Source organism: Ramlibacter aquaticus (genome assembly GCF_015159745.1).
GTDB lineage: Bacteria > Pseudomonadota > Gammaproteobacteria > Burkholderiales > Burkholderiaceae_C > Ramlibacter > Ramlibacter aquaticus.
Map to the genome: position 1 here is coordinate 1 of NZ_JADDOJ010000024.1, position 24,730 is coordinate 24,730.

Annotated in this window: 22 protein-coding genes; all 22 read left to right on the top strand. The window is 71.0% G+C overall.

Features of this window, described 5'->3' with window-relative positions; genetic code table 11:
• Positions 1 to 76 precede the first annotated feature (76 nt).
• Positions 77 to 940 carry a diaminopimelate epimerase gene (dapF, locus tag IM725_RS07915; RefSeq protein WP_193780035.1) on the top strand — a complete coding sequence of 288 codons (864 nt, stop codon included), beginning with the start codon at positions 77 to 79 and terminating at the stop codon, positions 938 to 940.
• Positions 937 to 1,632, top strand: coding sequence for a DUF484 family protein (locus IM725_RS07920; RefSeq protein ID WP_193780036.1), 696 nt, complete (start codon positions 937 to 939; stop codon positions 1,630 to 1,632). Before dapF ends, IM725_RS07920 begins: the two co-directional genes overlap by 4 nt.
• Positions 1,633 to 1,679: 47 nt before the next feature.
• On the top strand, positions 1,680 to 2,669 hold the full coding sequence (locus IM725_RS07925) for a tyrosine-type recombinase/integrase (RefSeq protein WP_287067798.1): 990 nt from the start codon (positions 1,680 to 1,682) through the stop codon (positions 2,667 to 2,669).
• Complete coding sequence (locus IM725_RS07930; protein ID WP_193780038.1) at positions 2,666 to 3,850, top strand: class I SAM-dependent rRNA methyltransferase; 1,185 nt, start codon at positions 2,666 to 2,668, stop codon at positions 3,848 to 3,850. The genes IM725_RS07925 and IM725_RS07930 overlap by 4 nt, the downstream gene beginning before the upstream one ends.
• A gap of 51 nt (positions 3,851 to 3,901) precedes the next feature.
• A complete protein-coding gene (locus IM725_RS07935; RefSeq protein WP_193780039.1) occupies positions 3,902 to 4,960 on the top strand; it encodes a CobW family GTP-binding protein in 1,059 nt (352 codons plus the stop codon).
• 228 nt (positions 4,961 to 5,188) lie between these two features.
• A complete protein-coding gene (dksA, locus tag IM725_RS07940) occupies positions 5,189 to 6,199 on the top strand; it encodes an RNA polymerase-binding protein DksA (protein WP_287067800.1) in 1,011 nt (336 codons plus the stop codon).
• A 33-nt stretch (positions 6,200 to 6,232) separates the two neighbouring features.
• Positions 6,233 to 8,017 carry an STAS domain-containing protein gene (locus IM725_RS07945; RefSeq protein ID WP_193780040.1) on the top strand — a complete coding sequence of 595 codons (1,785 nt, stop codon included), beginning with the start codon at positions 6,233 to 6,235 and terminating at the stop codon, positions 8,015 to 8,017.
• Between the two features lie 61 nt (positions 8,018 to 8,078).
• Entirely contained in the window at positions 8,079 to 8,630 is a 552-nt protein-coding gene (hslV, locus tag IM725_RS07950; RefSeq protein WP_193780041.1) for an ATP-dependent protease subunit HslV, read from the top strand.
• A complete protein-coding gene (gene hslU / locus IM725_RS07955; RefSeq protein ID WP_227753674.1) occupies positions 8,627 to 9,946 on the top strand; it encodes an ATP-dependent protease ATPase subunit HslU in 1,320 nt (439 codons plus the stop codon). The genes hslV and hslU overlap by 4 nt, the downstream gene beginning before the upstream one ends.
• 394 nt (positions 9,947 to 10,340) lie before the next feature.
• Positions 10,341 to 10,769, top strand: coding sequence for a division/cell wall cluster transcriptional repressor MraZ (mraZ, locus tag IM725_RS07960; protein ID WP_193780043.1), 429 nt, complete (start codon positions 10,341 to 10,343; stop codon positions 10,767 to 10,769).
• A gap of 9 nt (positions 10,770 to 10,778) precedes the next feature.
• Positions 10,779 to 11,699 carry a 16S rRNA (cytosine(1402)-N(4))-methyltransferase RsmH gene (gene rsmH / locus IM725_RS07965; RefSeq protein WP_193780044.1) on the top strand — a complete coding sequence of 307 codons (921 nt, stop codon included), beginning with the start codon at positions 10,779 to 10,781 and terminating at the stop codon, positions 11,697 to 11,699.
• A 5-nt stretch (positions 11,700 to 11,704) separates the two neighbouring features.
• A complete protein-coding gene (gene ftsL / locus IM725_RS07970; protein ID WP_193780045.1) occupies positions 11,705 to 11,989 on the top strand; it encodes a cell division protein FtsL in 285 nt (94 codons plus the stop codon).
• On the top strand, positions 11,986 to 13,722 hold the full coding sequence (locus tag IM725_RS07975; protein ID WP_193780046.1) for a peptidoglycan D,D-transpeptidase FtsI family protein: 1,737 nt from the start codon (positions 11,986 to 11,988) through the stop codon (positions 13,720 to 13,722). Before ftsL ends, IM725_RS07975 begins: the two co-directional genes overlap by 4 nt.
• Positions 13,722 to 15,191, top strand: coding sequence for a UDP-N-acetylmuramoyl-L-alanyl-D-glutamate--2,6-diaminopimelate ligase (locus tag IM725_RS07980; RefSeq protein ID WP_193780047.1), 1,470 nt, complete (start codon positions 13,722 to 13,724; stop codon positions 15,189 to 15,191). Before IM725_RS07975 ends, IM725_RS07980 begins: the two co-directional genes overlap by 1 nt.
• Positions 15,188 to 16,588 carry a UDP-N-acetylmuramoyl-tripeptide--D-alanyl-D-alanine ligase gene (locus tag IM725_RS07985; protein WP_407692510.1) on the top strand — a complete coding sequence of 467 codons (1,401 nt, stop codon included), beginning with the start codon at positions 15,188 to 15,190 and terminating at the stop codon, positions 16,586 to 16,588. Before IM725_RS07980 ends, IM725_RS07985 begins: the two co-directional genes overlap by 4 nt.
• Entirely contained in the window at positions 16,578 to 17,756 is a 1,179-nt protein-coding gene (gene mraY, locus IM725_RS07990; protein ID WP_193780048.1) for a phospho-N-acetylmuramoyl-pentapeptide-transferase, read from the top strand. Before IM725_RS07985 ends, mraY begins: the two co-directional genes overlap by 11 nt.
• 4 nt (positions 17,757 to 17,760) lie before the next feature.
• Positions 17,761 to 19,266, top strand: coding sequence for a UDP-N-acetylmuramoyl-L-alanine--D-glutamate ligase (murD, locus tag IM725_RS07995; protein ID WP_193780049.1), 1,506 nt, complete (start codon positions 17,761 to 17,763; stop codon positions 19,264 to 19,266).
• Positions 19,263 to 20,489 carry a putative lipid II flippase FtsW gene (gene ftsW / locus IM725_RS08000; RefSeq protein ID WP_193780050.1) on the top strand — a complete coding sequence of 409 codons (1,227 nt, stop codon included), beginning with the start codon at positions 19,263 to 19,265 and terminating at the stop codon, positions 20,487 to 20,489. The genes murD and ftsW overlap by 4 nt, the downstream gene beginning before the upstream one ends.
• On the top strand, positions 20,486 to 21,553 hold the full coding sequence (murG, locus tag IM725_RS08005; RefSeq protein WP_193780051.1) for an undecaprenyldiphospho-muramoylpentapeptide beta-N-acetylglucosaminyltransferase: 1,068 nt from the start codon (positions 20,486 to 20,488) through the stop codon (positions 21,551 to 21,553). Before ftsW ends, murG begins: the two co-directional genes overlap by 4 nt.
• The gene (gene murC, locus IM725_RS08010) at positions 21,550 to 22,962 is read left to right on the top strand and encodes a UDP-N-acetylmuramate--L-alanine ligase (protein WP_193780052.1); all 1,413 of its coding nucleotides are present in this window, start codon (positions 21,550 to 21,552) and stop codon (positions 22,960 to 22,962) included. Before murG ends, murC begins: the two co-directional genes overlap by 4 nt.
• Positions 22,959 to 23,939 (top strand): D-alanine--D-alanine ligase, encoded by a 981-nt coding sequence (locus IM725_RS08015; RefSeq protein ID WP_193780053.1) that lies wholly within the window; start codon positions 22,959 to 22,961, stop codon positions 23,937 to 23,939. The genes murC and IM725_RS08015 overlap by 4 nt, the downstream gene beginning before the upstream one ends.
• Positions 23,936 to 24,721, top strand: coding sequence for a cell division protein FtsQ/DivIB (locus IM725_RS08020; RefSeq protein ID WP_193780054.1), 786 nt, complete (start codon positions 23,936 to 23,938; stop codon positions 24,719 to 24,721). The genes IM725_RS08015 and IM725_RS08020 overlap by 4 nt, the downstream gene beginning before the upstream one ends.
• Positions 24,722 to 24,730: the final 9 nt, after the last annotated feature.

Genomic DNA, 24,730 nt, shown 5'->3' on the forward strand with positions numbered 1-24,730 from the left:
GGTTCCCGCTGGGCATGCAGGTGCTGGGATGCTCGGACCATGCGGGAATTACAGCACGCCGGGCGATAATCCCTCGATGCGCATCCGCTTCACCAAGATGCAGGGCGCCGGCAACGATTTCGTCGTGCTCGACGAGACGCGGGGCCGGCTCGGGCTCACGCCGGCCCAGTACCGCCTGATCGCCGACCGCCACTTCGGCGTCGGCGCCGACCAGATCCTCACCGTCCGCCCCTCGCCCGGCGCGGGCATCGATTTCGAGTACGTGATCCACAACGCCGACGGTGGCGAGGTCGAGCAGTGCGGCAATGGCGCGCGCTGCTTCGCCCGCTACGTGCGCGACAAGGGCCTGACCGACCGCGACGTGGTGCGCGTGCGCACGCTCTCGGGCGTGATCGAGCCGCGCCTGAACGCCGACGGCCGGGTCACCGTGGACATGGGCCCGCCGGTGTTCGAGCTGGCCCAGGTGCCCTTCGACGCGCGCGGCATCGAGCCGGCGATGGAGGGCGGCTGGGAGACCTGGCCGCTGGCCCTGGCCGGCGGCACCACGGTGCAGGTGGCCGTGCTCTCCATGGGCAACCCGCACGCGGTGCAGCTGGTCGATGACGTGGACGCCGCCCCCGTGCGCGAGCAGGGCCCGCAGGTCGAGCACCATGCGCGCTTTCCGCGCCGCGTGAACGCCGGCTACCTGCAGGTGCAGGACTGCAGCCACGCCCGCCTGCGCGTGTGGGAGCGCGGCGCCGGCGAAACCCTGGCCTGCGGCACGGGCGCCTGCGCGGCCGTGGTGGCGGGCATACGCCTGGGCCGCCTGGACGCGCGCGTGGACGTGCAGACGCACGGCGGCGTGCTGACCATCGAGTGGGACGGCCGCGGCCCGGTCTTCATGACCGGCCCGGCCGTCACGGTTTTCGAAGGGGAGCTGGAGATTCCGGACGCACCATGAAGAACGACAACATGAACCCGATCACCGAAGACGACATCGCCAACTACCTGGCGAACACCCCCGATTTCTTCGCCCGCCACGCCGAGCTGCTGGCGACGGTGCAGCTGACCAGCCCGCACGGCAACCGCGCCGTCAGCCTGCAGGAGCGGCAGGCCGAGATGCTGCGCGAGAAGATCAAGGCGCTGGAGCACCGCGTGATGGACATGGTCCGCCACGGCAACGAGAACGTGATCATCGCCGACCGCCTGCACCGCTGGGCCCTGCAGCTGTTCCGCGTGGCCGAGCCGGGCGCGCTGCCGGCGGCCATCGCCGAGGGCATCGTGCAGGAGTTCATGGTGCCGCAGGCCGCGATCAAGGTCTGGGGCGTGGGCGGCCTGCATGCCGGCGCCAGCTTCGCCCGGGACGTAAGCGACGACGCCCGCACCTTCGCTTCCTCGCTGACCCAGCCCTACTGCGGCGTCAATGCGGGCTTCGAGGCCGTGGGCTGGCTGGCCGACCCGGGCGCGGCGCTCTCGATCGCGCTCATCCCGCTGCGCGAGGGCCCGGTGGGCAGCACCACGCCCGCCTTCGGCATGCTGGTGCTGGCCTCGCCGGACCCGCAGCGCTTCCAGAGCGGCATGGGCACGGACTTCCTGGAGCGCATCGCCGAGCTGGCCAGCGCCTCCCTGGCGCGCCTGGCCGCCGCCGGCTGAGCATGGCCCGGGCCCCGCTGCCCGCCGGGGCCGGGACCCCGGCCGCCGTGCCCGTCCCCGCCGCGGCCGACCCGGCCGCGCCTGCCGGACTGCCCGATCCGATCGCACCCGCCGAGGGGCTGTCGCCCCTGGTGCTGCGCTACCTGGAGCACGTGCGGGTGGAGAAGCGCCTGGCCGCGCGGACGGTGGACCTGTACACGCACGACCTGGCGCGCCTGACGGCGCTCGCGGCGCAGGTGCCCATCGACCTGCTGCAGGTGCAGCCCGCGCACGTGCGGCGCTGGGTGGCGCAGATGCACGGCCAGGGCCGCAGCGGGCGCGGCATCGCGCTCATCCTCTCGGGCTGGCGCGGCTTCTACACCTGGCTGGGCCGCGAGGGGCGGGTGCCCAGCAACCCGGTGGTCGGCGTGCGCGCGCCACGCTCGGGCAAGCCCCTGCCCAAGGCCCTGTCGGTGGACGACGCGGTCGGCCTGGCCGATTTCGAAAGCAGCGAGGACGACCCCTGGCTGGACACGCGCGACGCCGCTCTGGTGGAGCTGCTCTACGGCTGCGGCCTGCGGGTGGGCGAGGTGGTCGGCCTGGACGTGGTGGCCTCGCCGGCCGCGCGCGGCTGGCTGGACCTGGACGCCGGCGAGGCCCACGTGCTGGGCAAGGGCAGCAAGCGCCGCAGCGTGCCCGTGGGCTCGGCGGCACTGGCCGCGCTGCGCGCCTGGCTCGCGGTGCGCGGCGACACGCCGGGCCAGGCGGCGCTGTTCACCGGCCGCCACGGCACGCGGCTGACGGCGCAATCCATCTGGCAGCGGCTGCGCCGGCGCAGCCTGCAGGCCGGCCTGGCGACCCCCGTGCACCCCCACATGCTGCGCCATTCCTTCGCCAGCCACGTGCTGCAGTCCAGCGGCGACCTGCGCGCCGTGCAGGAACTGCTGGGCCACGCCAACATCACCACCACCCAGGTCTACACGCGGCTGGATTTCCAGCACCTGGCCAAGGCCTACGACGCCGCGCACCCGCGCGCGCAACGCAAGAAGAACCCATGAAAGTGATTCGCCTGAAGGACGGCAAGGAGCGATCCCTGCTGCGCCGCCACCCCTGGATCTTCGAATCGGCGATCGCCCGCGGCGGCGCCGACGCGGGCGAGACCGTGCGCGTGGAGTCGCATGGCGGCGAGTTCCTGGCCTGGGCCGCGTTCAGCCCGGCCTCCAAGATCCGCGCCCGGGCCTGGAGCTTCGATGCCGCGCAGCGCATCGACGCCGCTTTCGTGGCGCAGCAGGTGGAGCGTGCGGTGGCCGCCCGCGCGCGCATGGCCATCGCCAGCGACGGCCTGCGCCTGGTGCACGGCGAATCGGACGGGCTGCCCGGCCTGGTGGTGGACCGCTATGGCGACACGCTGGTGGCGCAGTTCCTGGCCGCCGGGGTGGAGCGCTGGAAGCCGGTGCTGGCCGATGCCCTGCTGCGGGTGACGGGCTGCGCCCGGCTCTACGAGCGCTCCGACGCCAACGCCCGCACGCTGGAGGGGCTGCAGCCGGCGACCGGCTGGCTGCGCGGCGAGGGCCCCACCGAGCTGGCGCTGCAGGAGCACGGCTGGCGCTTCGGCCTGGACATCGCCACCGGCCACAAGACCGGCTTCTACCTGGACCAGCGCGACAGCCGCGAGAGCTTCGCCCGCCACGCCCGCCACCTGGGCCTGCAGCGGGTGCTCAACTGCTACTGCTACACCGGCGGCTTCACCGTGGCCGCGCTGGCGGGGGGCGCCGGGCACGTCACGTCCATCGATTCCTCCGGCCCGGCGCTGGAGCGGGCGCGGGACAACGTGGCGCGCAACGGCTTCGACGCGGCGCGGGCGGAATTCCTGGACGCCGACGTCAACGCCAGCCTGCGTCGCTTCGCCACCGAAGGGCGGCGTTTCGACGGCATCGTGCTGGACCCGCCCAAGCTGGCCCCCACGGCGGCCCATGCCGAGCGCGCCGCCCGCGCCTACAAGGACATCAACCGCCTCGCCCTGGGCCTGCTGGAGCCCGGCGGCGTGCTGTTCACCTTCTCGTGCTCGGGCGGCATCCCGCCCGAGCTGTTCCACAAGATCGTGGCCTCGGCCGGCGCCGACGCGGGCGTGGACGGCTACATCACCGGCCGGCTGGGCGGCGCGGCGGACCATCCCATGACCCTGGCCTTCCCGGAAGGGGAGTACCTGAAGGGCCTCATCGTGATGCGCAAGCCCTGAAACGCCGGAAAACCTAAACTACAAGGTTTTCCCGGACCCGGAGACCTCCCCATGAGCCTGATTCCCGCCACCATCCTCACCGGCTTCCTCGGCTCGGGCAAGACCACCCTGCTCAAGCGGGTGCTGACCGAGGCCCACGGCCAGAAGATCGCCATCATCGAGAACGAGTTCGGGCAGGAGAACATCGACAGCGACATCCTGGTCACCGACACCGAGGAGCAGATCGTGCAGATGAGCAACGGCTGCATCTGCTGCACCATCCGCGAGGACCTGCGCGGCGCGCTGCAGCTGCTGGCGGCCAAGAAGCGCCAGGGCCTGCTGAACTTCGACCGGGTGGTGATCGAGACCACCGGGCTGGCCGACCCCGGCCCCGTCGCCCAGACCTTCTTCATGGACGACGAGATCGCCGAGAGCTTCCTGCTGGACTCCATCCTGACGCTGGTGGACGCCAAGCACGCGGCCCAGCAGCTCAACGACCGCCAGGAGGCGCGCCGCCAGGTGGGCTTCGCCGACCAGATCTTCGTCAGCAAGACCGACCTGGTCACGCCCGAAGAGACCGAGGCGCTGATCCACCGCCTCAAGCACATGAACCCGCGCGCGCCGATCCGCGCCGTCCACTTCGGCGAGGTGGCTCTCAAGGAGGTGTTCGACCTGCGCGGCTTCAACCTCAACGCCAAGCTCGACATCGACCCCGACTTCCTCAAGGAAGAGGCGCACGACCACGACGACCACGACCACGACCATGCGCACGGCGAGCACTGCGACCACCCCTCGCACGCGCACGCCGGCCATGGCCACCACCACCACACCGACGACGACGTGAAGAGCTTCGTCTTCAAGTCCGACCGGCCCTTCGACCCGGCCAAGCTGGAGGACTTCCTGGGCGCGGTGGTGAACATCTACGGCCCGCGCATGCTGCGCTACAAGGGCGTGCTGTTCATGAAGGGCACCGAGCGCAAGGTCATCTTCCAGGGCGTGCACCAGCTCATGGGCAGCGACCTGGGGCCCCAGTGGGGCGGCGGCGAGGTGCCGAACAGCAAGATGGTCTTCATCGGGATCGACCTGCCGCGCGACATCTTCCTGCAGGGCCTGGAACAGTGCCTGGCCTGACCGGGACGGCCCGCCAGCCGCCCGCGTGTCTCCAATCCGCAACTGATGTCACGGCCCGGCCGGGCCCGGCCGTTCCCGGCGGGCAAAAGCCCGCCGGCGTGGCCGGGCGCCCCGGCAATCAGGGTATAACTCGCCCTTGATGAAGGCGACCGCACGTCAGAACGAGGAATGCCAGCAGGCCGGGGCGCAACGCATGCCCGGGCCGCAGGCACGAGGAGGAGACTGCAAGTGAAGGCTCAACCCAAGGCAGCCGCGAAGGCCGGCGCCAAGACCGCCCAGGCCAAGACGCCAGCCCGCAAGGCGCCGGCCAAGCCCGCGGCCAAGCCGGTGGCGAAGAAGGCCGCGGCCAAGGCACCGGCACCCGCTGCGAAGAAGGCCACGACCGCCAAGAAGGCGGCAGCGCCGGCGAAGAAGGCGGCTGCATCGGCGAAGAAGCCGGCCGCAGCCGTGAAGAAGGCCCCGGTGCCGGCCAAGAAGGCGGCGCCGGCCAAGGCCGTGAAGCTTGCCAAGGCCCCGTCCGCCGCCAAGCCCGTGACCGCGCCTGCGGCCAAGGCGCCCACGCCGTCGGCCGTACCGCCTGTCCCTCCTGCCGCGCCGGTCGCCGGCGCCACCCCGCCCCGTCCGCATGCGGAACCGGTGCGGGCCACCAAACCCTCGGCGCGGCTCGCGTCGGTCACGGTCCCGTCCATCGCGGCGAACACCGTGGCCTCCACCGCTGCCAAAGCAAGCTACAACCAGACAATGCCTTCCCCGCTGCTCACCCCGCCCCCCCTGGTGGCCATCAAGAAAGATCCCAAGCTCGCCAACAACTGGAAGGCCAAGGCGGCCGACGAGCTGACGGACGCCGAGGTGCTGGCCATGCCCGACTCGGAGTACATGAACGACAAGCAGCTGGCCTTCTTCCGGCTGAAGCTCGTCCAGCTCAAGCAGGACATCCTCAACAGCGCCGGCGAGACCACCGAGCACCTGCGCGAGGACACCGTCATCGTCCCCGACCCGGCCGACCGCGCCACCATCGAGGAAGAACACGCCCTGGAGCTGCGCACCCGCGACCGCGAGCGCAAGCTGCTTAAAAAGATCGAGCAGTCCATCGCCCGCATCGACGCCGGCGACTACGGCTACTGCGACGAGACCGGCGAGCCGATCGGCGTCGGCCGCCTGCTGGCGCGTCCCACCGCCACGCTGTCGCTCGAGGCGCAGCAGCGCCGCGAGCTGAAGCAGAAGATGTTCGGCGACTGACGCCGCGCCAGCCCCACCTATACGAACGCACAGATGTCCAAGGACGAAGGCCCGGGCCTGCTGGCCAAAGTCGTCAAGTTCGTCCGCAATCCGACCACCAGCTGGTCCGCGCTGGACCACGAGGAGTCGGACCGGGAGAGCAGCTACTCCAAGCAGATGCTCAAGGAGATGATCGAGCGCAAGCGGCGCAACGACTTCGTGCGCAAGCGTGAGTTCGACATGCTGCGCAAGATGCGCCGCAGCGAGGCCATCTCCAGCCAGGACCCGGCGGCCCGGCCCTCCTTTTTCCAGAGTTCGCTGCCGTCCAAGCCGGACGACCGCGCCACGACCCTCAAGAAGATCGACGAGATCGAGGCGCAGATGTCCATGCAGTGGTGGAAGACCAAGCATGGCGACAACGCCTCCCGCTCGGGCGCGGGCGTGCCCGCCGAGGCGCCCCGGCGGCCGGTCGATCCTGCGTCCCAGGCCTACAACCGCACCGAGCCCATGCCGCTCGCGCCGGTGTCGCGCTTCTCGGTGCAGCAGGATTCGCCGCCCATGATGGAGGAGGCGCCGGTCTCCCAGCGTCCCGCGTCCGGGCCGGCATCGCGTTCGCCGGTCCTGCCCGAGCCTGTGCCGCCCCGCGCGGCGGCCCGGGGCCTGCCGACGCCGGACACCGTGCCCATGTCCACCGGCTTCAACTCGGCCCACATGCAGGCCGTGCAGGTGGATGAATTCGCCCACGACCCCGAGCTCGAGGAAGCCGCCATCCGCTTCGCCAACGGCGACATCGCCGGCACCGAGGAGGGCCTGCGCGAGGTGCTGGGCCCGGGCGGGCCGCGCACCGACCATGACGAGACCTGGCTCGCCCTGTTCGACCTGTATCGCGCGACCGGCATGCAGGAGCGCTTCGAGTCGGCGGCGATCGAGTTCGCCGCGCGCTTCAACCGCTCGGCGCCGCAGTGGTTCTCGCTGCCCGAGGCGGTGGGCCGCATGCAGCAGCCGGCGGTCGCCCCGGCCACCGGCAAGGCCTCGGCCCACTGGACCTCGCCGCCCGTGTTCGGCATCCAGTCGCTGGCGGCCCTGGGCGCGGCGCTCGCCAAGGCCGAACCGCCCTGGCGGCTCTCCTGGGCGAAGCTGCAGTCCATCGAGCCCGCGGTGGTGGAGCCGCTCACGCGCCAGTTCACCCAGTGGGGCCGGGAAGGCGTGCAGCTGCGCTTCATCGGCACCTCGCGGCTCGAGGAGGTGCTGCGGCAGTCGGCCCCTTCCGGCGACAAGCGGGTCGACCCGGCCTGGTGGCGCCTGCGCATGGAGGTACTGCGGGTCATGCACAGGCCGGACGAGTTCGAGCTCGCCGCGCTGGACTACTGCGTGACCTACGAGGTCTCGCCGCCCTCCTGGGAAAGCGCACGCTGCGAATTCAAGCCGCTGCAGGACGACGGCAGCTACGAATCCGGCCACACCATCGTCGGCGAGGCCTTCCACGACTCCATCCAGTCCAGCTTCAGCAACGGCTTCGGCGAGTCGCGCAGCGGCGATTCCACCGGCGCGCTCGCGCACGTGGCGACGGTGGAACTGGCCGGCCAGGTGCTGGGCGACGCCCACGAAGCCATGCAGCTGATCGAGCAGCGGCTGGACAACGCCGACATCATGGTCATCTCCTGCGCCCGGCTGATCCGCATCGACTTCACCGCGGCCGGCATGCTGCTCAACTGGTGCGGCGCGCGCCAGGCCGAGGGCCGCCAGGTGCAGTTCACCGACGCGCACCGCCTGGTGGCGGCCTTCTTCAGCGTGATCGGCATCAACGAGCACGCGCGGGTCAGCACGCGCAACGACTGAAGGCGGCGGGGCGGCTGCGTCCGGGGCTTGCATCCCGGCCGCACGCCCCTATGTTTCACCGATGGACTCCTATCACGGCACAACCATCCTCAGCGTGCGCCGGCAGGCGGCCGACGGCCGCTGGCAGGTCGCCATGGGCGGCGACGGCCAGGTCACCCTGGGCACCGTGGTCGTCAAGGGCACGGCGCGCAAGGTGCGCAAGCTCTACCACGACAAGGTGCTGGCCGGCTTCGCCGGCGCCACCGCCGACGCCTTCACCCTCTTCGAGCGCTTCGAGGCCAAGCTCGAGAAGCACCAGGGCCACCTGACCCGGGCGGCCATCGAGCTGACCAAGGACTGGCGCACCGACCGCGTGCTGCGACGCCTGGAGGCCATGCTCTCGGTCGCCGATGCCACGGCCTCGCTCATCATCACCGGCAACGGCGACGTGCTGGAGCCCGAGCACGGCATCGTGGCCATAGGCTCCGGCGGCGCCTACGCCCAGGCGGCCGCGCGTGCGCTGCTGGACAACACCCAGCTTACGGCCCGCGACATCGTGGCGCGCTCGCTGTCCATTGCCGGCGAGATCTGCATCTACACCAACATGCACCACACCATCGAGGTGCTGGAATGAGTTCGACGATGACGCCCCAGGAAATCGTCTCCGAGCTGGACCGGCACATCGTCGGCCAGCAGGAGGCCAAGCGAGCGGTCGCGATCGCGCTGCGCAACCGCTGGCGCCGCCAGCAGGTGGACGAGAAGCTGCGCGGCGAGATCACGCCCAAGAACATCCTCATGATCGGCCCCACCGGGGTCGGCAAGACCGAGATCGCACGGCGCCTGGCGCGGCTGGCGGACGCGCCCTTCATCAAGGTCGAGGCGACCAAGTTCACCGAGGTCGGCTACGTCGGCAAGGACGTGGATTCCATCATCCGCGACCTGGTGGAGATGGCCGTCAAGCAGACGCGCGTGGCCGAGATGCGCAAGGTGCGCAGCCGCGCCGAAGACCTCGCCGAGGAGCGCATCCTGGACGTGCTGGTGCCGCCGCCGCGCTTCGGCGAGCCGGCGCCCGACGGCGCGGCCCGCCAGTCCTTCCGCAAGAAACTGCGCGAGGGCCTGCTGGCCGAGACTGAGATCGAGATCGAGGTCGCCGATGCCCGTCCGCAGCTGGAGATCATGGGCCCCGCCGGCATGGAGGACATGGCCGAGCAGCTGCGCGGGATGTTCAGCCAGGCCGGCGCCGGCAAGCGCAAGGCGCGCAAGCTGCGCATCGGCGAAGCCATGAAGCAGCTGGTCGAGGAGGAGGCCGCCCGCCTGGTCAACGAGGAGGAGATCCGCGCCGCGGCGATCCACAACGCCGAGCAGAACGGCATCGTCTTCATCGACGAGATCGACAAGGTCGCCACGCGCCAGGAGCACAGCGGCGCCGACGTGTCGCGCCAGGGCGTGCAGCGTGACCTGCTGCCGCTGGTCGAGGGCACCACGGTGTCCACCAAGTACGGCCCCATCCGCACCGACCACATCCTCTTCATCGCCAGTGGCGCCTTCCACCTCAGCAAGCCCAGCGACCTGATCCCTGAACTGCAGGGGCGGCTGCCCATCCGCGTGGAGCTGAAGTCGCTCTCGGTGCAGGACTTCGAGGCCATCCTCACGCAGACCCACGCCTCGCTGGTGCGCCAGTACCAGGCGCTGCTGGCGACCGAGGGCGTGAGCCTGGTGTTCACGCCCGACGCCATCACGCGGCTGGCCGGCATCGCCTACGAGGTCAACGAGCGCACCGAGAACATCGGGGCGCGCCGGCTGGCCACGGTGATGGAGCGGCTGCTGGACGAGATCAGCTTCGACGCCACCCGGCTGGAGGGCCAGTCGGTCACCATCGACGCCGCGTACGTGGACGCCCGCCTCGCCGGCCTGTCGCGCGACGAGGACCTGTCGCGCTACATCCTCTGAGGGGAACGCGGGTCCGACCGGGCCGCCGCCCGTCCTGCCGCAGCCCGGGCCCCTGGCGGCGTGCGACGCGCCGGCAGGCGTGTCCCGCGCAGGGGCTGCCAGCGTGCGGTATTTCTCGCCCCTACAAAGCTTCACACACGCGGCGCCAGCCCAGCCGTACGTGAGCGCTGGCTCAGGTAACACTTGCAGAGCCCTCGCTAAGTGGTTCATTTAGAACGATTTTCGCCCGCGAACTGCGCGCAGAATCGGCTCTAAGTCCTTGATTTAAAAGCGAAAAACAGGTCAGACCCGTCTTGCAAGACGGTCTTTTCCTGCTACAGTGCAAAAAAGTGCAATTAAGTGGTGGAACGTGCCGTGACACCGCGCTTGCACTGGATTTCAAGGACCTCACCGCGTGTTCCAGGGCGCTTCGTCACTCAGCCTCGATGCCAAGGGTCGGCTCTCCGTCCCGACGCGTCATCGCGAGGTGCTGGCGGCCACCGCGGGCAACCAGGTCACCATCACCAAGCACCCGCACGGCTGTCTGATGATCTTTCCGCGACCCGAGTGGGAGAAATTCCGCGACCGTATCGCGGCGTTACCGATGTCGGCCCAGTGGTGGAAGAGAATCTTCCTGGGCAACGCGATGGACGCGGAACTGGACGGCACCGGCCGGGTCCTGGTTTCGCCCGAACTGCGTGCCGCGGCGGGGATCGAGAAGGAAACCATGCTCCTGGGCATGGGCAACCACTTCGAGCTCTGGGACAAGGCGACCTACGAGGCCAAGGAAGCGGAGGCGATGCAGGGCGGGATGCCCGACGTCTTCAAGGAATTCTCTTTTTGAGCGCAGGCGGTGGACACATGGCAACACACCACCGTCTTGTTGAACGAAGCAGTCTCAGCTCTTCTCGGCAAGCCGGCAACCCCCCACCCCGCGACCTACGTCGATGCGACGTTCGGCCGCGGCGGTCATTCACGCCTGATCCTGTCGCAGCTGCGGCCGCAGGACCGGTTGGTCGCCTTCGACAAGGACCCCGAAGCCGTGCAGGAAGCCGCGCGGATCACGGATCCGCGTTTTTCCATCCGGCACCAGGGCTTCCGGGACCTGGGCGAACTGGCGCCGGCGAGCGTGGCGGGCGTGCTGATGGACCTGGGCGTGTCCTCGCCGCAGATCGACAACCCGGCGCGCGGCTTTTCGTTCCGCAACGACGGGCCGCTGGACATGCGCATGGACACCACGCGCGGGGAATCGGTGGCGCAGTGGCTGGCCACGGCCGAGATGGGACAGATCGCGGAGGTGATTCGTGACTATGGCGAAGAACGGTTTGCTGTTCCGATTGCAAAGGCGATTGTGGCTCGCCGACAGGAACGGGGGCCTCTTTCAAGCACCGCCGAGCTGGCCCAGCTCGTGGCTGGCACGGTCAAAACCCGCGAGCCGGGCCAGGACCCTGCAACGCGCACATTTCAGGCTCTTCGGATTTTCATCAACGCCGAGCTTGAAGAGCTCGAACAGGCGCTAGAGGCGAGCTTGGACATCCTGCAGCCCCAGGGACGCCTCGTGGTGATCAGCTTCCACTCGCTGGAAGACCGCATCGCGAAGCAGTTCATCGCGAAGCATTCACGCGAGGTCTTCGACCGCCGCGCGCCCTTCGCCGCGCCCCAGCCCATGAAGCTGCGCGCCCTGGACCGCATCAAGCCGTCGGCCGCCGAGGTGGCCGCCAACCCCCGCGCGCGCAGCGCCATCATGCGCGTCGCCGAACGCACGTCCGCCTGAAGGCCATGACGCGCCTGAACATCGTCCTGCTCTTGGCCGTGCTGGCCAGCGCCATGTTCCTGGTGCGCCAGCAGTACGAGTCGCGCCGGCTCTTCACCGAGCTGGACAAGGCGGTGGGCGAGGCGCACCGCATCGAGCTGGAGCACGAGCGCCTGGAATTCGAGAAGCGCGCCCAGGCCACGCCGCTGCGCGTGGAGAAGCTCGCACGCGAGCAGCTGCAGATGCGCACGGCCACGCCGGCCATCACCCAGTACGTGCGGCCGCAGGCCGCGAAAGGCGCCGCGCCGTGAGCACGCGCAGCGTCAACTACACCTCCAGCCCGCTGCTGGCCAGCCGCACGCCGGTCTGGCGCAGCAAGTTCATCGTCGGCGCGATCGCGCTCGGCTTCCTGGGCCTGGCCGCGCGTGCCGCCTGGATCCAGGTCTTCGCCAACGCCTTCTTCCAGAAGCAGGGCGAGGTGCGCTTCGCCCGCACGCTGGAGCTGCCCGCCAACCGCGGCCGCATCCTGGACCGCAGCGGCCTGCTGCTGGCCACCAGCGTACCCGCGCCCAGCATCTGGGCCATCCCCGAGGACGTGGACCGCGACCCGGCCAAGCTGGCGGCACTGGCCAGGCTGCTGCAGATGCCGGTGGCCGAGCTGGACAAGCGCCTGGCCGACGAGGACCGCACCTTCGTCTGGCTCAAGCGCCAGGTCGACGACACCGTGGCGCAGCAGGTGGCGGCCCTGGGCATCAAGGGCATCTACCAGCGCCGCGAGTACAAGCGCAAGTACCCCGAAGGCGAGGCAGCGGCCCACGTGGTCGGCTTCACCAGCGTGGAGGACCACGGCCAGGAGGGCATGGAGCTCGCGTTCGACCGCCAGCTGGCGGGCCGGCCGGGCTCGCGCCGCGTCATCAAGGACCGCCTGGGCCAGGTGGTGGAGGACATCGGCGACACGGTGCCGCCGGTGGACGGCAAGGACCTGCAGCTGTCCATCGACAGCAAGGTGCAGTTCTTCGCCTACCAGAAGCTGCGCGACACGGTCATCCAGAACAAGGCCAAGGGCGGCAGCGTGGTGGTGCTGGACAGCCAGACCGGCGAGGTGCTGGCCCTGGCCAACTACCCCAGCTATTCGCCCGACAACCGCCAGAACCTCTCCGGCGAGCAGCTGCGCAACCGCGCGCTCACCGACGTGTTCGAGCCCGGCTCGACCATGAAGCCCTTCACCATCGGCCTCGCGCTGGAGCACGGCGTCGTCACGCCCACCACGCAGATCCAGACCGCGCCGGGCTGGGTCACGGTGGGCGGCATGCGCATCTCCGACTCGCACGCCCACGGCATGCTGACGGTGCAGGAGGTGATCCAGAAGTCGTCCAACATCGGCACGCTCAAGATCGCGCTGCAGATGCCGCCCAAGGACATGTGGGAGGTCTTCACGCAGGCCGGCTTCGGCCAGAAGCCCAACCTCACCTTCCCGGGCGCGGTGTCCGGCCGGCTGCGCCCCTGGAAGACCTGGCGCCCCGTGGAGCAGGCCACCATGTCCTACGGCTACGGCCTCTCGGCCTCGCTGTTCCAGATGGCGCGCAGCTACACGGTCTGGGCCCACGACGGCCAGATCATCCCCGCCACGCTGCTCAAGGACAGCCAGCCCAAGACCGGCGTGCAGGTCTTCTCGCCCAAGACCGTGTCCGAGGTCCGCACCATGCTGCAGATGGCCGCCGGCCCCGGCGGCACCGGCCCCAAGGCGCAGACCGTGGGCTACTCGGTGGGCGGCAAGTCCGGCACGGCCTACAAGCAGGTCGGCCGCGGCTACGACACCAAGAAGTACCGCTCCTGGTTCGTGGGCATCGCCCCCATCGACCATCCGCGCATCGTCGTCGCCGTGATGGTGGACGAGCCCTCCAACGGCCTCTACTTCGGCGGCGACGTTGCCGCGCCGGTCTTCAGCGCCACCGTGCAGCAGACGCTGCGCATGATGGGCGTGCAGCCCGACATGAGCGTGAAGCCGCAGGTGGTGGTGAACGCGGTGGAGGAGTCCTTCTGATGCAGGAACTGCACACGCCCGACCAGGCCGCGCAGTGGCTGCGCGAGCAGGTCACCGGCACGCTGCACTGCGACAGCCGCAAGGTCGGCGCGGGAGACGGCTTCATCGCCTGGCCGGGCGCCGCCACCGACGGCCGCCAGCACGTGCCCGCCGCCCTGGCGCAGGGCGCGGCCGCCTGCCTGGTCGAGCGCGAGGGGGTGGAAGGCTTCGGCTTCAGCTCGCCGCGCGTCGCCGCCTATCCGCGCCTGAAGGCGGCCACGGGCCCGATCGCGGCCGCCTACTTCGGCGAACCCACCGAGACGCTGGACCTGCTCGCCGTCACCGGCACCAACGGCAAGACCAGCACCGCCTGGTGGCTGGCGCAGGCGATGTCGGCCGCCGGCACGCCCTGCGGCGTGGTCGGCACGCTGGGCATCGGCCGGCCGCCGCAGGTCGAATTCACCGGCCTCACCACGCCCGACCCGGTGCTGATGCAGCGCGAGTTCCGCCGCTTCCTGGACGCCGGCGTGAAGGCCTGCGCGATCGAGGCCTCCTCGGTGGGCATCGTGGAGCGGCGCCTGGACGGCAGCCGTATCCGCGTCGCCATCTTCACCAACTTCACCCAGGACCACCTGGACTACCACGGCACCATGGCCGCCTACTGGGCGGCCAAGGCCGAGCTGTTCCGCTGGCGCGGCCTGCGTGCCGCGGTGGTCAACCTGGACGACGCCCAGGGCCGCGAACTCGCCCGCTCGCTGGAAGGCTCGCTGGACCTGTGGACCTGCTCCTGCCAGGAGCCCGCCCGGCTGCGTGCCACCGGCATCGGCTACGACGAGGCCGGCCTGCGCTTCACGGTCGAGGAAGGCGAGGACCGCATCGAGCTCGCGACCACGCTGGTCGGCGAGTACAACGCGGCCAACCTGCTGGGCGTGATCGCCGCGCTGCGCGCCTCGGGCGTGACGCTGGCCGACGCCGCCCAGGCCTGCCGCGCCCTGGCCCCGGTGCCCGGGCGCATGGAGCGCATCGCCCTGCCCGGGCAGCCGCTGGTGGCGGTGGACTACGCGCACACGCCCGACGCCCTGGACAAGGCGCTGCTCGCGCTGCGCCCGCTGGCGCGCCAGCGCGGCGGCCGGCTGTGGTGCGTGTTCGGCTGCGGGGGCGACCGCGACGCGACCAAGCGCCCGCTCATGGCCGCCGTCGCCGAAAAGAACGCCGACCGCGTGGTCGTCACCAGCGACAACCCGCGCAACGAAAAACCGGAGACCATCATCAGCCAGATCCTGCTGGGCCTGTCGCACGACCGCTGCGTGCAGGTGCAGGCCGACCGCGGGCTCGCGATCGCCGAGACGCTGGCCGCCGCCGCCCCGCAGGACGTGGTCCTGCTGGCCGGCAAGGGCCACGAGGACTACCAGGAAGTGGGCGGCGTGAAGCACCCCTTCTCCGACATCACCCACGCCCGGGCGGCGCTTTCACGCAGGGGCCAGCCATGAGCCAGCCGACGCAGGACACCATGTTCACCCTGGCCGAGGCGCAGGGCTGGCTCGCCCGCGCCGCGCTGCAGGGCGAGGGCGGCACCGCGGTGCGCCGCGTGCACACCGACACCCGCTCGCTGGAGCCCGGCGACCTGTTCGTCGCGCTGCGCGGCGAGCGCTTCGACGGCAACGACCTGATCGCCCAGGCCCACCAGCAGGGCGCCGTGGCCGCCATCGCCCACCGCGGCCGGCTGCCTGCCGGCGTGCCGGGGCTGGAAGTGGACGACACCCGCATCGCGCTGGGCCAGCTGGCCGCCGCCTGGCGCGAAAAGTTCACCCTGCCGCTGGTGGCCGTCACCGGCAGCAACGGCAAGACCACGGTGACGCAGATGATCGCGGCGATCCTGCGTGCCTGGCAGCCCGAGGCCACGTTGGCCACGCAGGGCAACCTGAACAACGACATCGGCCTGCCGCTCACCCTGCTGCGCCTGCGCGCGGCGCACAAGGTGGGCGTCACCGAGCTGGGCATGAACCACCCGGGCGAGATCGCCTACCTGGCCAACATCGCCCGGCCCACCGTCGCCCTGGTCAACAACGCCCAGCGCGAGCACCAGGAATTCATGGCCACCGTCGAGGCGGTGGCGCACGAGAACGGATCGGTCTTCGGCTCGCTGGCGCCCCACGGCGTCGCGGTGTTCCCGGCAGGGGACACGTTCAGCGCCCTGTGGCGCCAACTGGCGGGGACGAGGCCGTGCATGACTTTCGGCGACACGGGCGCCGATATCGTTCTGGCCGGGACTGAATGGCAGCAACAGGGGCATTGGCAGGTGGACGTGCGAACGCCCGCCGGTCCGGTGGCATACCCGCTCCATATCGCCGGCCGCCACAACGTGCGCAACTCGCTGGCCGCCGTCGCCTGTGCCCTCGCGGCCGGCGCGCCGCTGGCGGCGATCGCACAGGGCCTGGCCGCCTTCGAGCCGGTCAAGGGCCGCTCGCGCGCGCTCACCACGCCGGTCGGCGGGCGCGCGCTCACGCTGGTCGACGACAGCTACAACGCCAACCCCGACTCCGCGCGCGCCGCCGTGGACGTGCTGGCCGACCTGCCGGGCCCGCGCCTGCTGGTCATGGGCGACATGGGCGAGGTGGGCGACCAGGGGCCGCAGTTCCACGCCGAGGTCGGCGCCTACGCCAGGAGCCGGGGCATCGAGCAGTTCTTCACGCTGGGCGAGCTCTCGCGCCACATGGGCGCGCGCCACTTCGAGGACATCGAGTCGCTGATCGCGGCCGTGTGCCAGGCCCTGCCGGCGACCCAGAGCCTGCTGGTCAAGGGCTCGCGCTTCATGAAGATGGAGCGCGTGGTCGACGCGGTGCTGTACCGCTGCTGCTGCGAGAAGGGCGGGTCGCATGCTGCTTAGCCTCGCCACCTGGCTGCAGACCCTGGGGCCGGAGTTCGGCTTCCTGCGCGTCTTCCAGTACCTCACCTTCCGCGCCGTCATGGCCGCGCTCACCGCGCTGCTGATCGGCCTGGTCGCCGGGCCGGTGGTGATCCGCCGCCTCACCGAGCTCAAGATCGGCCAGCCGATCCGCGGCTACGGCATGCAGTCGCACCTGTCCAAGAGCGGCACGCCCACCATGGGCGGGGTGCTGATCCTGCTGTGCATCGCGATCTCCACCCTGCTGTGGTTCGACCTCGCCAACCGTTTCGTCTGGATCGTGCTGATCGTCACGCTGAGCTTCGGCGCCATCGGCTGGGTGGACGACTGGCGCAAGGTGGTGCGCAAGGACCCCGAGGGCATGCCCTCGCGCGAGAAGTACTTCTGGCAGTCGCTGGTCGGCATCCTGGCGGCGCTGTACCTGGTGTTCAGCATCTCCGAGAGCTCCAACCTCAAGGTGCTGGAGCTGTTCTTCACCTGGGTGCGCTCGGGCTTCGACGTCAACCTGCCGCCCAAGGCCGGCCTGCTGGTGCCCTTCTTCAAGGAAGTGAGCTACCCGCTGGGCGTGTTCGGCTTCGTGATCCTCACCTACCTGGTGATCGTGGGCGCGAGCAATGCGGTCAACCTCACCGACGGCCTGGACGGGCTGGCCATCATGCCGGTGGTCATGGTGGGCTCGGCGCTGGGCGTGTTCGCCTACGTCACCGGCAGCGCTGTGTATTCGCGCTACCTCTTCTTCCCGCACATCCCCGGCTCGGGCGAACTGCTGGTGTTCTGCGCCGCCATGGCCGGCGCGGGCCTGGCCTTCCTCTGGTTCAACACCCATCCGGCACAGGTCTTCATGGGTGACGTGGGCGCGCTGGCGCTGGGCGGCGCGCTGGGCACCATCGCGATCATCGTGCGCCAGGAGATCGTGCTGGCCATCATGGGCGGCATCTTCGTGGTCGAGGCGATCTCGGTGATGGCCCAGGTCAGCTGGTTCAAGTACACCAAGAAGAAGTACGGCGAGGGCCGGCGCATCCTCAAGATGGCGCCGCTGCACCACCACTTCGAGAAGAGCGGCTGGAAGGAGACCCAGGTCGTGGTCCGCTTCTGGATCATCACCATGCTGCTGTGCCTGGTGGGCCTGTCCACCCTGAAGCTGCGCTGAGCCCATGGACCTGCAAGGACGCTCCCTCCTCATTCTCGGCCTCGGCGCCTCGGGCCTGGCCATGGCGCGCTGGTGCGCGGGGCAGGGCGCGCGCGTCACGGTGGCCGACACGCGCGAGGCGCCGCCGCAGCTGGCGGCCCTGCAGGCCGTGGAGGGCGCGCGCTTCGTGGCCGGCCCGTTCTCGGCCGCCCTGGTGGCCGAGGACACGGCCGCCGTGTTCCGCAGCCCGGGCCTCGCGCCCGCGCAGCTGGCGTCCGTGCTGGACGCGGCGCGCGAACGCGGCATCCCCGAGGGCGGCGAGCTCGACCTCTTCAGCCAGGCCCTGGCCCGCCTGGGCGAAGAGCGCGGCTACGCGCCCAAGGTGCTGGCCATCACCGGCACCAACGGCAAGACGACGGTCACGGCGCTCACCGGCCAGCTGGTGGAGCGCGCCGGCCGCAGCGTGGCGGTGGCCGGCAACATCGGTCCCACGCTGCTGGACACCCTGGCCGAGCGCCTGGCCGCCGACGCGCTGCCGCAGGTCTGGGTGCTGGAGCTCTCCAGCTTCCAGCTGGACGCCGCGCACGGCTTCGAGCCCGCGGCGGCCACGGTGCTGAACATCACCCAGGACCACCTGGACTGGCATGGCGACCTGGCGTCCTATGCCGCCGCCAAGTCCCGCATCTTCGGCGAGGGCTCGACGATGGTGCTCAACCGCGAGGACGAGCGCGTGATGGCCATGCTGCCGGCGCCGGTGCGCCAGCGCGGCGGCAAGTACGAGCAGCGCGAGCACATCACCTTCGGCGCCGACATGCCGCAGCGCCCGGGCGACTTTGGCATCGAGGTGGTCAACGGCATGGCCTGGCTGGTGCGTGCGCTGGAGGCCGACGAGACCGAGAAGCGCCGCCGCGACGCCGAGCTGGAGCTGCACATCCAGCGCCTGATGCCGGCCGATGCGCTGCGCATCCGCGGCCGCCACAACGCCACCAACGCCCTGGCGGCGCTGGCCCTGGCCGTGGCCGCCGGCTGCGCGCTGGGGCCCATGCTGTTCGGCCTGCGCGAATACCGGGGCGAGCCGCACCGCGTCGAGCCCGTGGCCATCGTCGACGAGGTCGAATACTTCGACGACAGCAAGGGCACCAACGTGGGTGCCACCGTGGCCGCGCTGCAGGGCCTGGGCGCCGAGCGCCGCCTGGTGGTCATCCTCGGCGGCGAGGGCAAGGGCCAGGACTTCTCGCCGCTGGCCGCGCCGCTGGCGCGCTTCGCGCGCGCCGCGGTGCTGATCGGCCGCGATGCGCCGCTGATCCGCGAGGCGCTGCAGGGCGCCGGCGTGGCGCTGGTCGACGCCCCCGACATGGCCGAGGCCGTGCGCATTGCGGCCGGCCGGGCCCAGCCCGGCGACGCCGTGCTCATGTCGCCGGCCTGCGCCAGCTTCGACATGTTCGACAACTATGAGCACCGCGCCCGCGCCTTCCGCGAGGCAGTGCAGGGGCTGGCCGAAGAAGCCGGCGTGCCGGGAGGCCTGCAATGAGCGCGCTGCAGGCCGTCCTGGGCGGGCTGGACCGGCTGCGTGGCGCCACGCGCGGGCCGCGCTACGGCACCGCTGCGCGCCCGGCGGCCGTGCAGGGCATAGACACCACCGTGGTCTGGCTGACCGTGTTCCTGCTCAGCTTCGGGCTGGTGATGGTGTACTCGGCCTCGGTGGCGATGCCGGACAACCCGCGCTTCGCCAACTACGGCCACACGCACTTCCTGGTGCGCCACGCGCTCTTCATCGCGGTCTCTTTCGCGGCCGCGCTGCTGGCCTGGCAGGTGCCGGTCGCGACCTGGGAGCGCGTTGCGCCCTGGCTGTTCGTGACCTCGCTGCTGCTGCTGGTGGTGGTGCTGATCCCCCACGTGGGCCGCGGCGTCAACGGCGCGCGGCGCTGGCTGGGCGTGGGCCTGCTGAGCTTCCAGCCCTCGGAACTGGCGAAGTTCTCCACCCTGCTGTACGCGGCCGACTACATGGTGCGCAAGATGGACGTGAAGGAACGCTTCTTCCGCGCCGTGCTGCCCATGGCCGCGGCGGTCGCCATCGTCGGCGTGCTGCTGCTGGCCGAGCCCGACATGGGCGCCTTCATGGTGATCGCCGTGATCGCCATGGGCATCCTGTTCCTGGGCGGCGTGAACGCCCGCATGTTCTTCCTGATCGCGGCGGTGATGCTGGTCGCCTTCGGCCTGATGATCGCCCTGTCGGACTGGCGGCGCGAGCGCATCTTCGCCTACCTGGACCCCTGGACCGAGAAGCACGCGCTGGGCAAGGGCTACCAGCTCTCGCACTCGCTGATCGCGATCGGGCGTGGCGAGATCTTCGGCGTCGGGCTGGGGGGCAGCGTGGAGAAGCTGCACTGGCTGCCCGAAGCCCACACCGACTTCCTGCTCGCCGTGATCGGCGAGGAGTTCGGCCTGGTGGGCGTGGTGACGGTGATCGTCGCCTTCCTGTGGCTGACCCGCCGCATCATGCACATCGGCCGCCAGGCCATCGCGCTGGACCGCGTCTTCGCCGGCCTCGTGGCCCAGGGCGTGGGCATCTGGATGGGCTTCCAGGCCTTCATCAACATGGGCGTGAACCTGGGGGCGCTGCCCACCAAGGGTCTGACGCTGCCACTCATGAGCTATGGCGGCTCGGCCATCCTGGTGAACCTGGTGGCGCTCGCGGTGGTGCTGCGCATCGACCACGAGAACAAGGTGCTGATGCGGGGAGGCCGGCCATGAGCGCGGGCAAGTGCGCCCTGGTGATGGCCGGCGGCACGGGCGGCCACATCTTCCCCGGCCTGGCCGTGGCCGAGGCCCTGCGCGACCGTGCCTGGCGCGTGCACTGGCTGGGCAACCCGGCCGGCATGGAGCACCAGCTGGTGCCCGCGCGCGGCTTCGCCTTCGAGCCGGTGGCCTTCGGCGGCGTTCGCGGCAAGGGTCTGAAGACCCTGCTGCTGGCGCCGCTGCGCCTGGCCGCCGCGCTGCGCCAGAGCCTGGCCGTGATGCGCCGGGTGAAGCCCGACGTGGTGATCGGCCTGGGCGGCTACATCACCGTGCCCGGCGGGCTGGCGGGCGTGCTCAGCGGCCGGCCTCTGGTGCTGCACGAACAGAACTCCGTCGCCGGCCTCGCCAACCGCGCCCTCTCGGTGGTGGCGCGGCGCGTCTTCACCGCCTTTCCGGGCGTGATCGGCAAGGGCCGCTGGGTCGGCAACCCGCTGCGCGAGGCCTTCCTGCGCCAGCCCGGGCCCGACGAGCGCTTCGCCGGACGCACCGGCCCGCTGCGCCTGCTGGTGGTGGGCGGCAGCCTGGGCGCCAAGGCGCTCAACGAGATCGTGCCCAAGGCGCTGGCCCTGCTGCCTGCGGGCGAGCGCCCCATCGTCACGCACCAGAGCGGCCACAAGCAGATCGACGCGCTGCGTGCGAACTACGCCGCCGCTGGCGTGCAGGCCGAACTCACCCCCTTCATCGAGGACACGGCCAGCGCCTTCGCGCAGGCCGACCTCGTGGTCTGCCGCGCAGGCGCCAGCACCGTGACCGAGCTGGCCGCCGTCGGCTGCGCCGCGGTCTTCGTGCCCTTTCCGGCGGCCGTGGACGACCACCAGACCACCAACGCCCGCTTCCTGGTGGATGCGGGCGGCGGCTGGCTGGTGCAACAGCGTGAACTCACCCCGGCCGGGCTCGCCCAGCTGCTGGGCAGCGTCACGCGCGAAGAACTGGCCCGCCGCGCGCGGGCCGCGAAAGCCTTGCAGAAGACACAGGCCACCGCCGAGGTGGTGGCCGCTTGCGAGGAACTCGCCGCATGAAACACGCCATCCGACACATCCACTTCGTGGGCATCGGCGGGGCCGGCATGTCCGGCATCGCCGAGGTCCTGCACAACCAGGGCTACGCCATCTCCGGCTCCGACCTGGCCGACAGCCCCACGCTGCGCCGCCTGCAGGAGCAGGGCATGCGCACCTTCGTGGGCCACGACGCCGCGCACATCGAAGGCGCCGACGCCGTGGTCACCTCGACCGCGGTGCAGGCCAGCAACCCCGAGGTGCTGGCCGCGCGCCAGCGCAAGATCCCCGTCGTCCCCCGGGCCATGATGCTGGCCGAGCTGATGCGCATCAAGCAGGGCATCGCCATCGCGGGCACGCACGGCAAGACCACCACCACCAGCCTGGTGGCCAGCGTGCTGGCCGAGGGCGGGCTGGACCCCACCTTCGTCATCGGCGGCCGCCTCAACAGCGCGGGCGCCAACGCCAAGCTGGGCAGCGGCGACTACATCGTGGTCGAGGCCGACGAGTCGGACGCCTCCTTCCTGAACCTGGTCCCGGTGATGGCGGCGGTCACGAACATCGACGCCGACCACATGGAGACCTACGGCCACGACTTCGAGCGGCTGAAGAAGGCCTTCATCGACTTCCTGCACCGCATGCCCTTCTACGGCACGGCGGTGCTGTGCGTGGACGACCCGGCGGTGCGCGAGATCTGGCAGGACGTGCAGTGCCCGGTCACCAGCTACGGCGTGAGCGAGGACGCCCAGGTGCGCGCCGTCGACATCCGCGCCCAGGGCCCGCAGATGCGCTTCACCGCGCAGCGCCGCAACGGCGTCACGCTGCCGGACCTGGACGTGACGCTCAACCTGGCCGGCCACCACAACGTGCTGAACGCCCTGGCGGCCATCGCCATCGCGGTGGAACTCAACGTGCCCGACGCCGCCGTGCTGAAGGCGCTCGCGGAGTTCCGCGGCGTGGGCCGGCGCTTCCAGCGCTACCCCGACGTGCAGGTGCCCGCGGCGCATGGCGGCGGCCGCTTCGCGGTGATCGAGGACTACGGCCACCACCCGGTGGAAGTCGCGGCCACGCTGGCCGCGGCGCGCGGCGCCTTCCCGGGGCAGCGCCTGGTGCTGGCCTTCCAGCCGCACCGCTACACCCGCACGCGCGACTGCTTCGAGGATTTCGTCAAGGTCATCGGCGAGGCCGACTCCGTGCTGCTGGCCGAGGTCTACGCCGCCGGCGAATCGCCCATCGTGGCGGCCGACGGCCGCTCGCTGGCGCGCGCCGTGCGCGTCGCCGGCAAGGTGGAGCCCGTGTTCGTGGACGACATCGCGCGCATGCCCGAGGCCATCCTGGCCAACTCGCGCGACGGTGACGTGGTGATGTGCATGGGCGCCGGCTCCATCGGCGGCGTGCCGGCCCGGCTGGTCGAACTGGGAGGTGCGGCATGAGCGCGGCCGTGGACATCCGCAAGCTCGGCAAGGTCGCCGTCCTCATGGGCGGGCGGTCCGCCGAGCGCGAGATCTCGCTGCTCTCGGGTAACGGCGTGCTGGCCGCCCTGAAGTCGCGCGGCGTGGACGCGCACGCGTTCGATCCGGCCGAGCGTGACCTGGCCGAGCTCAAGCGCGAAGGCTTCTCGCGCTGCTTCATCGCGCTGCACGGCCGCTTCGGCGAGGACGGCACGGTGCAGGGCGCGCTGGAGCTGCTGGGCATCCCCTACACCGGCTCCGGCGTGATGGCCTCCAGCATCGCGATCGACAAGGTCATGACCAAGCGGGTCTGGCTGGCCGAGGGCGTTCCCACCCCTCGTTACGTGTTGCTGCACCGCGGTGCCTACGGCCCGCGCGAGGTGGTCGAGGTGCCGGACGCGCTGGGCCTGCCGGTGATCGTCAAGCCCTCGCGCGAAGGCTCCTCCATCGGCGTGGCCAAGGTGGAGGGCTACTCCGACATGGCCGGCGCAGTGGCGCAGGCCGTAGCGCTGGACGCCGACGTGTTGTGCGAGCAGTTCATCGCCGGCGACGAGGTGACCTGCCCCGTGCTGGGCACCGGCCCCACGGCGCGCGCGCTGCCCGTGATCCGCATCGTGGCGCCCGAGGGCAACTACGACTACCAGAACAAGTACTTCACCGACGACACCCAGTACCTGGTGCCCTGCGGCCTGCCCCCGGGCGAGGAAGAGGCCATCCAGGCCCTGGTGGTCAAGGCCTACCGCGTGCTGGGCTGCCGCGGCTGGGGCCGCGTCGACGTGATGATCGACGCCGCCACGCGCAAGCCCTACCTGCTGGAGATCAACACCTCCCCGGGCATGACCGGGCACTCGCTGGTGCCCATGTCGGCTCGCGCCGCGGGCATCAGCTACGAGGACCTGTGCCTGCAGCTGCTGGCCTCGGCCAGCCTGGACCAGGCCGAGGAGGGCGCTGGCGCATGAACACGGCCGTGCCGCTGCCCATGGACGTGCGCCTGATGAACGGCCTCGCGAGCCTGCTGTTCGCGCTGGCCGCGCTGGGCGCGGCCGCGGCCGCGGCGCTGTGGGTGCTGCGCCTGCCGGTGTTCAACATCGCGGGCATCACGGTGCGCGGCGACACGGTGCACAACAGCGCGCCCATGCTGCGGGCCAACGTCGCGCCGCGCCTGGCGGGCAACTTCTTCACGCTCAACCTGGCGACCGCGCGCGAGGCCTTCGAGTCCGTGCCCTGGGTGCGCCAGGCGGTGGTGATGCGGCAGTTTCCCAACCGGCTGCGCGTGCGGCTGCAGGAGCACCAGCCCGTGGCCCTGTGGGGCAGCGAGTCCGAGCCGCGCCTGGTCAACAGCTTCGGCGAGGTCTTCGAGGCCAACGTCGACGAGCTGGCCGACCAGGACCTGCCGCGCCTGTCGGGCCCGGACGGCCAGTCGCAGCAGGTGCTGCAGATGTACCGCCTGCTTAAGCCGGTGTTCGACCCGCTGGACCTGTCGGTGCAGTCGCTGGCGCTCTCGCCGCGTGGCAGCTGGCAGCTGGGCCTGGACAACGGCGCCTCGGTGGAGATCGGACGGGGCGAGCCGCCGGAGGTGCTGGCGCGCACGCGGCGCTTCGCGCAGACGCTGACGCAGGTCGCAGGGCGCTACGGGCGCCATGCGGACGACCTGCTGTCGGCCGACCTGCGCCATGCGGACGGATACGCGGTGCGTCTGCGGGGCGTGAGCACGACCCCCGACGCACCGGCGAAGAAATAGAAGGACACG

Excerpts from the sequence above, each read along its gene's own strand:
- dapF (WP_193780035.1), top strand. The coding sequence starts at position 77 with ATGCGCATCCGCTTCACCAAGATGCAGGGCGCCGGCAACGATTTCGTC.
- IM725_RS07920 (WP_193780036.1), top strand. The coding sequence starts at position 937 with ATGAAGAACGACAACATGAACCCGATCACCGAAGACGACATCGCCAAC.
- IM725_RS07930 (WP_193780038.1), top strand. The coding sequence starts at position 2,666 with ATGAAAGTGATTCGCCTGAAGGACGGCAAGGAGCGATCCCTGCTGCGC.
- IM725_RS07935 (WP_193780039.1), top strand. The coding sequence starts at position 3,902 with ATGAGCCTGATTCCCGCCACCATCCTCACCGGCTTCCTCGGCTCGGGC.
- IM725_RS07945 (WP_193780040.1), top strand. The coding sequence starts at position 6,233 with ATGTCCAAGGACGAAGGCCCGGGCCTGCTGGCCAAAGTCGTCAAGTTC.
- hslV (WP_193780041.1), top strand. The coding sequence starts at position 8,079 with ATGGACTCCTATCACGGCACAACCATCCTCAGCGTGCGCCGGCAGGCG.
- hslU (WP_227753674.1), top strand. The coding sequence starts at position 8,627 with ATGAGTTCGACGATGACGCCCCAGGAAATCGTCTCCGAGCTGGACCGG.
- ftsL (WP_193780045.1), top strand. The coding sequence starts at position 11,705 with ATGACGCGCCTGAACATCGTCCTGCTCTTGGCCGTGCTGGCCAGCGCC.
- IM725_RS07980 (WP_193780047.1), top strand. The coding sequence starts at position 13,722 with ATGCAGGAACTGCACACGCCCGACCAGGCCGCGCAGTGGCTGCGCGAG.
- IM725_RS07985 (WP_407692510.1), top strand. The coding sequence starts at position 15,188 with ATGAGCCAGCCGACGCAGGACACCATGTTCACCCTGGCCGAGGCGCAG.
- mraY (WP_193780048.1), top strand. The coding sequence starts at position 16,578 with ATGCTGCTTAGCCTCGCCACCTGGCTGCAGACCCTGGGGCCGGAGTTC.
- murD (WP_193780049.1), top strand. The coding sequence starts at position 17,761 with ATGGACCTGCAAGGACGCTCCCTCCTCATTCTCGGCCTCGGCGCCTCG.
- ftsW (WP_193780050.1), top strand. The coding sequence starts at position 19,263 with ATGAGCGCGCTGCAGGCCGTCCTGGGCGGGCTGGACCGGCTGCGTGGC.
- murG (WP_193780051.1), top strand. The coding sequence starts at position 20,486 with ATGAGCGCGGGCAAGTGCGCCCTGGTGATGGCCGGCGGCACGGGCGGC.
- murC (WP_193780052.1), top strand. The coding sequence starts at position 21,550 with ATGAAACACGCCATCCGACACATCCACTTCGTGGGCATCGGCGGGGCC.
- IM725_RS08015 (WP_193780053.1), top strand. The coding sequence starts at position 22,959 with ATGAGCGCGGCCGTGGACATCCGCAAGCTCGGCAAGGTCGCCGTCCTC.
- IM725_RS08020 (WP_193780054.1), top strand. The coding sequence starts at position 23,936 with ATGAACACGGCCGTGCCGCTGCCCATGGACGTGCGCCTGATGAACGGC.